The 13,090-nt window shown below is 71.4% G+C and carries 7 protein-coding genes and 1 pseudogene; 6 read left to right on the top strand and 2 right to left on the bottom strand.

The genetic code is table 11. The features are described from left to right. Positions 1 to 187 precede the first annotated feature (187 nt). From EAO75_RS13235 to EAO75_RS13245, 3 genes are all read left to right on the top strand, one after another. Positions 188 to 775, top strand: a complete 588-nt coding sequence (locus tag EAO75_RS13235; protein ID WP_030946246.1) for a sigma-70 family RNA polymerase sigma factor — start codon at positions 188 to 190, stop codon at positions 773 to 775. Between the two features lie 165 nt (positions 776 to 940). Continuing rightward, positions 941 to 2,449 carry an IMP dehydrogenase gene (gene guaB / locus EAO75_RS13240; RefSeq protein WP_147995209.1) on the top strand — a complete coding sequence of 503 codons (1,509 nt, stop codon included), beginning with the start codon at positions 941 to 943 and terminating at the stop codon, positions 2,447 to 2,449. A gap of 105 nt (positions 2,450 to 2,554) precedes the next feature. After that, the gene (locus tag EAO75_RS13245; RefSeq protein WP_147995210.1) at positions 2,555 to 3,679 is read left to right on the top strand and encodes a GuaB3 family IMP dehydrogenase-related protein; all 1,125 of its coding nucleotides are present in this window, start codon (positions 2,555 to 2,557) and stop codon (positions 3,677 to 3,679) included. A gap of 578 nt (positions 3,680 to 4,257) precedes the next feature. On the opposite strand, the gene EAO75_RS13250 is transcribed toward EAO75_RS13245, so the two are convergent. Continuing rightward, positions 4,258 to 5,466 (bottom strand): nucleotide sugar dehydrogenase, encoded by a 1,209-nt coding sequence (locus EAO75_RS13250; RefSeq protein WP_147995211.1) that lies wholly within the window; start codon positions 5,464 to 5,466, stop codon positions 4,258 to 4,260. A 263-nt stretch (positions 5,467 to 5,729) separates the two neighbouring features. Here EAO75_RS13250 and EAO75_RS13255 point away from each other — a divergent pair, with 263 nt between their 5' ends. Beyond that, entirely contained in the window at positions 5,730 to 7,436 is a 1,707-nt protein-coding gene (locus EAO75_RS13255; protein WP_147995212.1) for a glycerol-3-phosphate dehydrogenase/oxidase, read from the top strand. Positions 7,437 to 7,942: 506 nt separating this feature from the next. On the opposite strand, the gene EAO75_RS13265 is transcribed toward EAO75_RS13255, so the two are convergent. Beyond that, the gene (locus EAO75_RS13265; protein WP_147995277.1) at positions 7,943 to 9,028 is read right to left on the bottom strand and encodes a serine hydrolase domain-containing protein; all 1,086 of its coding nucleotides are present in this window, start codon (positions 9,026 to 9,028) and stop codon (positions 7,943 to 7,945) included. 207 nt (positions 9,029 to 9,235) lie between these two features. Between EAO75_RS13265 and EAO75_RS13270 the strand changes: the two genes are divergently transcribed. Continuing rightward, positions 9,236 to 11,377, top strand: a complete 2,142-nt coding sequence (locus EAO75_RS13270) for a serine/threonine-protein kinase (protein WP_147995214.1) — start codon at positions 9,236 to 9,238, stop codon at positions 11,375 to 11,377. 187 nt (positions 11,378 to 11,564) lie between these two features. Continuing rightward, positions 11,565 to 12,926 (top strand): annotated as a pseudogene (locus tag EAO75_RS13275) (protein kinase); the annotation flags it as partial. Positions 12,927 to 13,090 lie beyond the last annotated feature (164 nt).

Raw genomic sequence — 13,090 nt, forward strand, 5'->3', positions numbered from 1 at the left:
TCGGTGCCCGCTGCTCGTTTCGCGGCGGATGCCGCATCCTTGAGATGTGGAGTCTCTCGGGGACGAGTCGGTCGAGCGGAAGGGAAGGGCGCAGGAGATGAGTGCCGGCGCACCTGCTCATAACGCTTCGGTGCACAACATCGGACGCGATGCAACGGACACTTCGGCCGCAAGGCACCATGGACCGATGCGCGACGACGAGGCGGCCAAAGCCGCAGGGGCGATCGGTGCACTCGTCCATCGCGCCGTGGACGGGGACGAGCAGGCCACGCACGATCTGCTCGCGCATGTCCACCCCCTGGCGCTGCGCTACTGCCGCACCAGGCTGTCCCGCCTGCCGGGCGACGCCCGGCACTTCGTCGAGGACCTCGCCCAGGAGGTCTGCGTCGCCGTCCTCCTCGCGCTGCCGCGCTACAAGGACACCGGCCGCCCCTTCGAGGCGTTCGTCTTCGCCATCGCCGCGCACAAGGTCGCGGACCTCCAGCGGGCGGCGATGCGGCACCCGGGTTCCACCGCGGTGCCCTCGGACGAGATGCCCGAGCGCCCGGACGACTCCCTCGGCCCGGAGGAGCGCGCGCTGCTCAGCAGCGACGCCGAGTGGGCCAAGAAGCTGCTGGCCAACCTGCCCGAGAACCAGCGGGAGCTGTTGCTGCTGAGGATCGCGGTGGGGTTGACCGCGGAGGAGACGGGTCAGATGTTGGGAATGTCACCCGGCGCCGTCCGAGTGGCCCAGCACAGGGCGCTGAGCAGGCTGCGCGCGCTGGCCGAGCAGTAGTGCTCCGTCAGTGCTCCCTTGAGTGCGCCCCCAAATGAACAGGCTTCTCTCCGGTTCCGTACGAACATACGAAGCCCGGGGTCGGCCGTAACCGTGGAATTTGCAGCCCATGCTTCCCGTTAGCATGGACATCCGCACCGATCAAGGCCATTTGGGGAAGGTGTCATGACTGCCAACGTCGACGGAGTGCCCGGCAAATTCGCAACCCTCGGGCTGACCTACGACGACGTGCTGCTGCTGCCTGGCGCGTCCGACATGGCACCCGACGAGATCGACACCGCCTCGTACGTCTCCAAGAACGTACGGGTCAACATCCCGCTCCTGTCCGCCGCCATGGACAAGGTCACCGAGTCGCGCATGGCGATCGCGATGGCCCGCCAGGGCGGCGTCGGCGTACTGCACCGCAATCTCTCCATCGAGGACCAGGCCAACCAGGTCGACCTGGTGAAGCGCTCCGAGTCCGGCATGGTGGCCAACCCCATCACCATCCACCCGGACGCCACGCTCGCCGAGGCCGATGCCATGTGCGGCAAGTTCCGCATCAGCGGCATCCCGGTCACCGACCCCGCCGGCAAGCTGCTCGGCATCGTCACCAACCGCGACATGGCCTTCGAGAGCGACCGCGCCCGCCGGGTGCGCGAGGTCATGACGCCGATGCCGCTGGTCACCGGCAAGGTCGGCATCTCCGGGACCGACGCCATGGAGCTGCTGCGCCGCCACAAGATCGAGAAGCTGCCGCTGGTCGACGACCAGGGCGTCCTCAAGGGCCTGATCACGGTCAAGGACTTCGTCAAGGCGGAGAAGTACCCGCACGCCGCCAAGGACGCCACGGGCCGGCTGCTCGTCGGCGCCGCGGTGGGCGTCGCCGGCGACTCCTTCGAGCGCGCCCAGGCGCTCATCGAGGCAGGCGTCGACTTCATCGTCGTGGACACCGCGCACGGCCACTCCCGCCTGGTCGGCGACATGGTCGCCAAGATCAAGTCGAACTCGTCGGGTGTCGACGTCATCGGCGGCAACATCGCCACCAGGGACGGCGCCCAGGCCCTCATCGACTCCGGCGTGGACGGCATCAAGGTCGGCGTCGGCCCCGGCTCCATCTGTACGACCCGTGTCGTCGCCGGCATCGGCGTCCCGCAGGTCACCGCGATCTACGAGGCCGCGCTGGCCGCCAAGGAGGCCGGGATCCCGGTCATCGGCGACGGTGGCCTGCAGTACTCCGGCGACATCGCCAAGGCCCTGGTCGCGGGCGCCGACACCGTGATGCTGGGCTCGCTGCTCGCGGGCTGCGAGGAGTCCCCGGGCGAGCTGCTGTTCATCAACGGCAAGCAGTTCAAGTCGTACCGCGGCATGGGCTCGCTCGGCGCCATGCAGACCCGCGGCGACCGCAAGTCGTTCTCCAAGGACCGCTACTTCCAGGAGGGCGTCGCCTCCGACGAGCAGCTGGTCCCCGAGGGCATCGAGGGTCAGGTGCCCTACCGCGGCCCGCTGTCCTCCGTCGTCCACCAGCTGGTCGGCGGTCTGCGCCAGTCGATGTTCTACGTCGGCGGCCGGACGGTCTCCGATCTGCAGGACAAGGGCCAGTTCGTGCGGATCACCTCGGCGGGCCTCAAGGAGAGCCACCCGCACGACATCCAGATGACGGTCGAGGCACCGAACTACAGCCGTAACAAGTAGTCACCAGGCATCGACAGGGGCGGCTCCGGAAGCACCGGGGCCGCCCTTGTCGTACCCGTCGGCGATACTGGAAGACGCTGAACGCATCAGGGAAAGGCCACAGACGTGACTGAGATCGAGATCGGGCGCGGCAAGCGCGGGCGCAGGGCGTACGCCTTCGACGACATCGCCGTCGTCCCCAGCCGCCGTACGCGGGACCCGAAGGAGGTCTCGATCGCCTGGCAGATCGACGCCTACCGCTTCGAGCTGCCCTTCCTGGCCGCCCCCATGGACTCGGTCGTCTCCCCGGCCACCGCGATCCGCATCGGCGAGCTCGGCGGCCTCGGCGTGCTGAACCTCGAGGGCCTGTGGACGCGCTACGAGGACCCGCAGCCGCTGCTCGACGAGATCGCCGGGCTGCCCACCGAGGCCGCCACGCGCCGCCTCCAGGAGATCTACGCCGCTCCCATCAAGGAGGAGCTGATCGGGCAGCGCATCAAGGAGGTGCGCGACTCGGGCGTGGTCACGGCCGCCGCGCTCTCCCCGCAGCGCACGGCCCAGTTCTCCAAGGCGGTCGTCGACGCGGGCGTGGACATCTTCGTCATCCGCGGCACGACGGTCTCGGCGGAGCACGTCTCGTCCTCGCACGAGCCGCTGAACCTGAAGCAGTTCATCTACGAGCTCGACGTCCCGGTGATCGTCGGCGGCTGCGCCACGTACACCGCGGCCCTGCACCTGATGCGCACCGGCGCGGCGGGCGTCCTGGTCGGCTTCGGCGGCGGCGCGGCGCACACCACGCGCAACGTGCTGGGCATCCGCGTCCCCATGGCCACGGCGGTCGCGGACGTGGCGGCGGCCCGCCGGGACTACATGGACGAGTCCGGCGGCCGGTACGTGCACGTGATCGCGGACGGCGGCGTCGGCTGGTCCGGCGACCTGCCCAAGGCGGTCGCCTGCGGCGCGGACGCCGTGATGATGGGCTCCCCGCTCGCCCGCGCCACGGACGCGCCGGGCAAGGGCCACCACTGGGGCATGGAGGCCGTGAACGAGGAGCTGCCGCGCGGCAAGAAGGTCGACCTGGGCACCGTCGGCACGATCGAGGAGGTGCTGACGGGTCCGTCGCACACTCCCGACGGCTCGATGAACTTCTTCGGTGCGCTGCGGCGGGCGATGGCCACGACCGGGTACAGCGAGCTGAAGGAGTTCCAGCGCGTCGAGGTGACGGTCGCGGACTCGCAGCACATGCGGTAGCCGTCACGCGGTTACGCCGCTCCGTATGCGGCGTCCACGTCAGGGAAGGGCCGGTCACTCCGGGTGGGGTGATCGGCCCTTTTGCGTGCCCAAGTGGGGCTTAGCGGGGGCGTGTTGTGGGGCAGGGGGCGCGTGGTTGCGTTTGGGGCGAATGTGGGCTGAACGGGCGAAGGGGGGCGGTAGTGCCGGTGATCGGCGTCCCAGTTGTCTGGGGGCGCCCCCTTCCAAGGAGATGTTCCGGACCCCGGCCCTCGGGGCCCGGCCCGAGCTCCAGACGGACCGCCTACCGGGTCAATGGGCGGCATCGTGGAAGGGGGCGCGCCCATGGGCCGTCACCGCAAGCCCACCCGCTGGGATCGCACTTGGCTTCGGCTGGTGAAGTTCCGGAGGAGGTGTGTCTTGTGGCTTAACAGCTGGTGAGCGGCCGCCCCTCCAGACAATAGGGGCGGACACCCGTAAATCAGCTAGGAGCCCGCTGCAGTGACCGCTGCGGTGGGCTCCACCTGCTCCATACGGTACCGGCGCCGATTGCCCCACGCCACCAACCCCTGAGGCTCACGCACCCCACGCGCCCCCCTTCACAACCGATGCGCCGCCCCCGTAGGCGCCGCCCCCCGCGTGTCCAGCAACAGCTGCGCCTTCACCGACAGCCCCTGAAGGTCGTACGTCCGATGCTGCTGAAGCAGGATCGTGAGGTCGGCCTCCGCGACCGCCTCGTACAGGGCGTCCGCGCGCGGTACCGGGCGGTCCAGGACGTTCCAGGAGGCGACGTAGGGGTCGTGGAAGCTGATGGAGGCGCCCAGTTCCAGCAGGCGGATCGCGACCTCATGGGCGGGGGTGGACTGCTGGTCGGCGAGGTCGGGCTTGTAGGTGACGCCGAGCAGGAGGATGCGGGCGCCGCGCGCGGATTTGCCGTGCTCGTTGAGAAGGGCGGCGGCGCGCTGGACGACGTATCGGGGCATCTGGCCGTTGACCTGCTGGGCGAGCTCGACCATACGCAGGGTGCGCCCCGCGGGGCCGGTGAGGTCCTGGGGGACGGCGTGGCCGCCGACGCCGGGGCCGGGGCGGAAGGCCTGGAAGCCGAACGGCTTGGTCTCCGCGCAGCGGATGACGTCCCACAGGTCGACGCCCAAGTCGTGGCAGAGGACGGCCATTTCGTTGACGAGGGCGATGTTGACGTGCCGGAAGTTGGTCTCGAGGACCTGCACGGTCTCCGCCTCGCGCAGTCCACGCGCGCGTACCACCTTGTCGGTGAGACGGCCGTAGAAGGCGGCCGCCGACTCGGTGCACGCGGGGGTGAGGCCGCCGATCACCTTGGGGGTGTTGGCGGGCGTGAAGTGGCGGTTGCCGGGGTCGACGCGGCTCGGGGAGTAGGCCAGGTGGAAGTCGCGGCCGGCGCGCATTCCGGAGCCCTCTTCGAGGAGGGGGCGCAGGACGTTCTCGGTGGTGCCCGGGGGGACGGGCGACTCCAGGATGACGGTGGTGTGCTGGCGCAGCTCTGCGGCCAGGGTGCGGGCGGCCGCCTCCAGCTGGCTGAGGTCGAGCCCGCCGTCCGCGCCGCGTGGGGTGGGCGGGCAGATCACGGCGGTGCGTACGCGGCCGAGCTCGGCGGGGTTGGTGGCGTGCCGGAAGCCGCCCGAGAGCATCCGACGCAGCTCGGCGGGACTGAGGGAGCCGGACTCGGGCCCGGTCCGGTAACCGAGCGTGGCGATGCCGGCGGCGACGGCGGCCTTGGCCAGGGGCAGGCCGTACGGGCCTAGTCCGATGACGGCGAGATCTGCGGGCATGGCGTGGGCCGTCCTTCCCGATAACCGAAGCAGGGCAGGTGCGCAACCCCTGTGGACAGGACGAGGGAGCGCAATGTCAGACTAGGAGTAAATATGACCGATATGCGGCATTGAATGATCGCGTTTCCGTGAGTGTTGTCCACAGGCTGGGGGCGAGTGGTGGCTGAAGTCGGGCAACCCGGTCAGAATTTTGGGCATAGGGGGTACGAAGCGGGCTTCGCCCGACGGGTGCGGCCTACGCGACCGATGAGCGGGAGGCAGCGGTGAGGACAGCGACACTGGGGCCGGCCGAGCGCGCCGAGTCACTGGCGGCAATGGCCGAGCGCGAGCTGGACCTACTGGTCGTGGGCGGTGGCGTCGTGGGCGCGGGCACAGCGCTCGACGCGGTGACCCGCGGACTGTCCACCGGACTGGTCGAGGCCCGCGACTGGGCGTCGGGCACCTCCAGCAGGTCCAGCAAGCTGATCCATGGCGGATTGCGCTATCTGGAAATGCTCGACTTCGTGCTCGTAAGGGAAGCTCTCAAGGAGCGCGGGCTGCTGTTGGAGCGGCTCGCACCGCATCTGGTGAAGCCGGTGCCGTTCCTGTATCCGCTCCAGCACAAGGGCTGGGAGCGCCTGTACGCCGGCTCGGGCGTCGCGCTCTACGACGCCATGTCGATGGCCCGTGGCCACGGGCGCGGCCTGCCCCTGCACCGCCACCTGAGCCGTCGTCACGCCCTTCGTGTCGCCCCCGCGCTGCGGAAGGACGCACTGGTCGGTGCCCTGCAGTACTACGACGCCCAGATGGACGACGCCCGCTATGTCGCCACCCTCGTGCGCACGGCGGCGGCCTACGGTGCCAAGGTCGCCAACCGCGCGCGGGTGACCTCGTTCCTGCGCGAGGGCGAGCGCGTCGTCGGGGCCCGGGTGCAGGACGTCGAGGGGGGCGGGGAGTACGAGGTCCGCGCCAAGCAGGTCGTCAACGCGACCGGCGTCTGGACCGACGACACCCAGTCGATGGTGGGCGAGCGCGGACAGTTCCACGTCCGTGCCTCCAAGGGCATCCACCTGGTCGTGCCCAAGGACCGCATCCACTCCTCGACGGGGCTGATCCTGCGCACCGAGAAGTCCGTGCTGTTCGTCATCCCCTGGGGCCGGCACTGGATCGTCGGCACCACCGACACCGACTGGGACCTCGACAAGGCCCACCCGGCGGCGTCCAGCGCGGACATCGACTACCTGCTGGAACACGTGAACTCGGTACTGGCCGTGCCGCTGACCAGGGACGACGTGGAGGGCGTGTTCGCAGGGCTGAGGCCCCTGCTCGCCGGCGAGTCCGATGCCACAAGCAAGCTCTCGCGCGAGCACACCGTGGCGCACCCCGTGCCCGGGCTCGTCGTGGTGGCCGGCGGCAAGTACACGACGTACCGGGTGATGGCCAAGGACGCGGTGGACGCGGCGGTGCACGGGCTCGAGATGCGGGTCGCCGAGTGCGTCACGGAGGACATTCCACTGCTGGGCGCGGAGGGGTACCGGGCGCTGTGGAACGCGCGGGCGCGGATCGCGGCGCGCACGGGGATTCACGTGGTCCGCGTGGAGCACCTGTTGAACCGGTACGGGTCGCTCGCGGAGGAGGTCCTCGAACTCATCGCCGCGGACTCCACACTGGGCGAGCCCCTGCAGTCCGCCGACGACTATCTGCGCGCCGAGATCGTGTACGCCGCCTCGCACGAGGCGGCACGCCACCTGGACGACGCGCTGACGCGGCGTACCCGCATCTCCATCGAGACGTTCGACCGGGGCACGCGGTGCGCGCGTGAGGCGGCCGAGCTGATGGCGCCGGTGCTGGGCTGGGACAAGGACCACATCGACCGCGAGATCGAGCACTATCAGAAGCGGGTGGAGGCCGAACGGGAGTCGCAGCGCCAGCCGGACGACCTGACGGCGGACGCGGCGCGGTTGGGGGCGCCGGACATCGTGCCGTTGTAGGTCTGTCGGGCGACGGTTTGTGTGTGGAGGGGGCCGGGGCCGGCACGTCGGTCGGACGCTGCTTGCGTGCGGTCTGCGGCGGGCATGCCGGGCCGGCGGGCATGCCGGGCTGCGGCTGCGGCTGCGGCTGCGGCTGCGGCTGCGGCTGCGCGGAGTGTGCGGTGGTCTGCCGGGTGGGGGCTGCACGGAGTGTGCGGTGGTCTGCCGGGTTGGGGCCGCACGGAGTCTGCGGTGGTCTGCCGGGTCGGGGCTGCGCGGAGTCTGCGGTGGTCTGCCGGGTCGGGGCTGCACGGAGTCTGCGGTGGTCTGCCGGGTCGGGACTACACAGAGTCTGCGGTGGTCTGCGGCGGCGCCTGCGCCGGGCTGCCGCTGCACGGTGCTGCTCTCGTCGCTGCTGTCGCCCGGCCGGCCGCCGTGGTCGCCGTGGTCGCAGACCGCGCCGACCCGGGAGAACGTCACTCGAATGGGCGATCGGAGTCGGGATCTCTGCTCGAATCTCGGCCGTTCTAACTGGTGCGAGGGCAGAACTCGGCAGCGAGCAGCCGGGATTCGAGGCGGGGTTCTGCCATCGCCGTCGTGTTCACCCGGAATGTCATGACACGACGCCCGTCGATGGTGGCCGCGGAGCGCACGTAGCTGCCGGAGATGCGCCCGCTGTGCCCCCATACGACGGTGCCGCAGCGCAGTTTCACGGGGAAGAGCCCCATGCCGTACGAGCCGTGTGCGGCACGGGTGTCGAGCATCTCGCGCAGCCAGCGCGGGGGCAGCAGACGGCCGCCGAGCAGCGCGGCGTAGAAGCGGTCGAGGTCGGCGAGCGTGGTCACCAGCTCACCGGCGGCGCCTGCGACCTGTGGGTCGAGTTCGGTGACATCGGTCCCGTCGGTGGCGTAGGCACGGCCGTGCGGGGAGGGCAGCGAGGTGCGGGATCCGGGGAAGGAGGTGCCGGTCAGAGCCAGCGGAGCGATGATGCGCCGCTCGGCCTCGGCGGCGTAGGAGCGGCCGGTGACCTGTTCGACGACCAGGCCGAGCAACACGTAGTTGGTGTTCGAGTAGGCGAAGCCGCCGCGGGCGGCAGGGGGGTGGGTGAGTGAGATGCGGACGGCCTGAAGCGGTGTCACGGGGACGGCGCCCCCGGTCGCGGCGGTGAAGTCGTACAGGCCGCTGGTGTGGGTCAGCAGGGAACGAAGGGTCAGCGCGCGCCCGTCGTTGCCCGCTCCGCGCACCAGACCCGGCAGGTGCCGCTCCACCGTGTTGGACAGGGACAGCCGTCGCTCGGCGGCCAGTTGCAGGACGACCGTCGCGATGAGGCTCTTCGTCATGCTGCCGGCGCGGAAGTGGTCGGTGCGGGAGATGCCCTGGCCGGCCAGGGTGTAACGGACGCCGGTCTCCTCGCGGGCCAGCAGGGCCGCTGCGGGGGCCTTGCCCCGGGTGACCAGCCGTGCGAGGAGGGCGTCCGTCGCCGGTGCCCGGGATGTCGACGAGACGGTGAGAGCCGGCAGGCCGGCGGGATACAGGCCGAGGAACGCCGGGGACACGAGGCCGAGGAGGGTCACAAGCACGGGGAAGGCCAGTAGTGTCCGAAGCAGTGGCATCGCCGGTCGCGCCATACGAGGTCCTCCTCACCGCGGCTCATCATGCCGGGCAGCAGAGCGCATGGTTCACGGGGCCTTGGCCGAGAAGGGACCCGGACGCCCGCGCCGCGCGGCCGGATGGTGGTGCGACGGGCACCCTGGGCGTTGGGCACTTGTCGGGTGAGAGACAATGGAGGCTCTTTCAGGGCGGGTTGTATGAGGGGACGCATGTCGGAGGCGGAGCGGGCGGGGACATCTCGTCAGGACACTCGTCAGGACGACCGTGAGCGTCTCCTCGCGGGGCGATACCGGCTGGGCGGAGTCCTCGGCCGGGGCGGCATGGGCACGGTGTGGCGTGCCGTCGACGAGACGCTGGGGCGCACCGTCGCCGTCAAGGAGCTGAGGTTCCCGTCGAACATCGACGAGGAGGAGAAGCGGCGCCTGATCACGCGCACCCTGCGTGAGGCCAAGGCGATCGCGCGGATCCGCAACAACAGCGCGGTGACGGTGTTCGACGTGGTCGAAGAGGACGACCGCCCCTGGATCGTGATGGAGCTCGTCGAGGGCAAGTCGCTCGCCGAGGTCATCCGGGAGGACGGCCTGCTGGAGCCCAAGCGGGCGGCCGAGGTGGGACTCGCGGTGCTCGACGTGCTGCGGTCCGCGCACCGCGAGGGCATCCTGCACCGCGACGTGAAGCCGTCGAACGTCCTGCTGGAGTCCGACACCGACCGGGTCGTGCTCACCGACTTCGGCATCGCCCAGGTCGAGGGCGACCCGTCCATCACCTCGACCGGCATGCTCGTCGGCGCGCCCTCCTACATCTCCCCGGAGCGCGCCCGCGGCCACAAGCCGGGCCCCGCGGCCGACCTGTGGTCGCTGGGCGGGCTGTTGTACGCCTCGGTCGAGGGTGTGCCGCCGTACGACAAGGGCTCCGCGATCGCCACGCTCACAGCGGTGATGACCGAGCCGATGGAGGAGCCGAAGAACGCGGGGCCGCTGAAGGACGTCATCTACGGCCTGCTCACGAAGGACCCCGAGAAGCGGCTCGACGACGCCGGTGCGCGGGCGCTGCTCAACGCCGTCATCCACGCGCCCGCGCCCAAGGACGACCCGGAGCCGGCCGACGCGACCAAGGTCGTGCCCCTGCCGCCGCAGCCCGACGCGCCGGAGGGCAAGGGGCGTTCGGGTGCCAGGACCGGGGGCAAGCGGGGCGAGGAGGCCGGGGAGCGGTTGCGCGGGGCGTTGCGTTCCGTGCGGAAGGCCGCCGTGAGCGCGGGGGCGGCCGGGGCTGCCACGCGTGGCAAGTCCGCCGGCGAGAAGGCCGATTCCGGTTCCGGTTCCGGCGCTGCGGCGGCCGGTGGGTCGGCCACGGTGGTGAGTGGAGCCGGGGCTTCGTCGGAGGCCGGGAGTTCGGGTCGGGGTTCCGCTTCGGCGGGCGGTGGCGTGGCTGCCGGGTCCGGAGCGAGTGCCGGTGCCGAGGCGGAGGCCAAGGCCGGTGCCGGTGAGCGGGAGGCAGCGGGCGGGAACGGGCAGAGCGGGGGCCGGAGTTCGGGGTGGCCGGTCATGCCGCCGCCGGATCTGCCGTCGCGGCCCGCGCCGAGGGCGCCGCTCACCGATGTGGTGCCCAAGCGGACGTTGGTGATCATCGCGGTGGTCGTGGCGCTCGCCGTGCTCGGCGTGGTGCTGGCGGTGGTGCTCCGCGGCGGCGGTGACTCGGACGACGCGGCGAGCGGTGGCGGGGCCAAGGCCTCCGCCGAGGCGAGCGCGAGCGCCGACACCAAGCGGGACGGGGACAAGGGGACTCGTACGGACGGTGAGAAGTCGTCCGGGACGGACGGGTCGGGTTCGGGTTCCGCAGGGGAGACCTGGGAGACGCCGGGTGCCGGGGCGAGCGCGACCGGTGGGAGTGACGCCGAGGCGGGGTCCGGCAGCGGCAGTGGGGCCGCCACGACTCACAAGGGGAGCCAGGGGTATTCGATCGGGCTGCCCAAGGGGTGGAAGTTCCAGTCCACGGGGTCGGCGGGGGACCGGTTCGCCGGGCCCGACGGGCAGAAGCTGCTCGTCGCCTGGACCTCGACGCCGCAGGACGACCCGGTGGCGGACTGGGAGAACCAGGAGCAGTACATGGGCCGCTCTCAGTACGACCGGATCCGCATAGAGAAGGTCGACTACCGCGGATGGAACGCGGCCGACTGGGAGTTCACCTATACCGAGGGCGGGACGAAGTACCGGACGATCGACCGTGGGTTCGTCTTGGACGACCGTCGCGGCTATGCGCTGATGTACACCGCGAAGGCCGCCGATTGGGACGGTGATCTCCGTAAGGACACCTGGAAGACATTGACCGGTTCGTTCCAGCCGAAGTCATGAGGTGAGCGGCTCTCGGCAAGGGTTCGCGAAGACCGGGTTTGAGCCGTGAGATACGGCAACCCCTCTTTGCGGGTTGCCTCCGGCACGTATCGTGAAAGCTTGCGGACCGTGCGCATCCAGTCGTGCGTCCGGAACGCAACGCAAGGCGAGCGGAATTGACCAACCGGGCGGCTGGGGGAGGCGCAACGTGGACGACTACGCGGGTCGGGTGCTCGCCGACCGCTACCGCCTGCCGCTGCCACCCTCCGACGAGTACGAACTCACCGAGACCCGGGCCTTCGACACCTACAGCGGGCAGGAAGTCCTCGTCCGGCAGGTGCCGTTGCCGGAGGTCGTCGAGGCGGAGGTGCTCGACGCCGAGGGGCTGCCCGACGGTTTCACCGCGCGGGACGAGCGCGGGGCGGGGCGCCGGGCGTCGGCGCGTTCGAGTACCCGCCGGCCCAGTGACCCCGCCGTGCGACGGGCGGTCGAGGCGGCGCAGGCCGCGGCGCGGATCCCCGACCATCCGCGGCTGGACCAGGTCTTCGACGTGTTCGCCGAGGGCGGCTCGTTGTGGATAGTGAGCGAGTTCGTGGCCGCGCGCCCGCTCGCCGCGCTGCTCGCCGAGCAGCCCTTGACGCCGTACCGGGCGGCCGAGGTCGCCTCCGATGTCCTCATGGCGCTGCGGGTGCTGCACGCGCATGGCTGGGTCCACCGGAACATCACCGCCCGCACGGTGCTCGTCTGCGACGACGGCCGGGTCATGCTGACCGGGCTCGCGGTCGGGGCCGCGGAGGAGGCGCTGTGCGGGTACGACCCGGTGCCGGCCGAGGACGGTGACGGGGGCGGTGGGCTGGCGACGTTCGGCGGTGGGCCGTCGACTCCGAGTGGCGGCTTCGGTGGCGGGACGACTCCGGATGGCGGTGCCGGTGGTACGGGGGGCCTCGGAGCTCCCGGACAGCTTGCGGGTGGCCCTGGGTCGGCCGGTGGCCCCGGCGACGGTGGTACGGATCCCGAGGCTGCTCGGCGCGCCGCCATAGAGGCACGAGCAGCAGGTGGGCTGCCGGTGCCCGCGGCCGACGCCGGCCATGGCACAGGGGCACCGGGAGCGGCACCGCGCGGTGCTCTGGAGACCGGCGGGGACATCAGGGCCGCGCGGGCCGGGGCGATCGCCGCGTATCGGGCGGGCGCCCGTGCCGCGGCCCGGGTGCAGGAAGGCGGGCAGAACGGACGTGTCGCGCTGCCGGGTGCCCGTCCGGCGCCCGAAGGCGGCCCCGCGTCCCACGCCAACGGCGCGGCGCCACAGCCGTACGTCGGCGACGGCGCCACGACTCCCTCGGGACAGATCGCCGACCCGTACGGCGTGCAGACCACGCCCTGGCCTGGCGCCGCACCTCGTGGCGGGGCCGCCGGCACACCGACGGAGGCGGGCCGCGAGCGTGCGGCGCTGCCCCCGGCGGGCCAAGGCGTCGAGCCCGGCCTCGGCCCATCGCCCGGCACCGCCACATCTGCATACGGCACCGCCCCCGTCCACGGCACGGCACCGGGTCGTACCCGCACAGCGCCTCCTCCGCGGCCCCGACCGCGAGCCCGGTCAGCATGACCCGGCCGTCGTCGCAGACGAGCACCGTGCGGGCGGTGATGTTCCGGTGGACCCAGCCATGCGCGTGCAGCACCCGCAGCGCCATGAGGACATCGGAGGCGACCTCGGCCGCCCGGTACGGCGTCAAGGGC

The organism is Streptomyces sp. UW30, assembly GCF_008042075.1.
GTDB lineage: Bacteria > Actinomycetota > Actinomycetes > Streptomycetales > Streptomycetaceae > Streptomyces.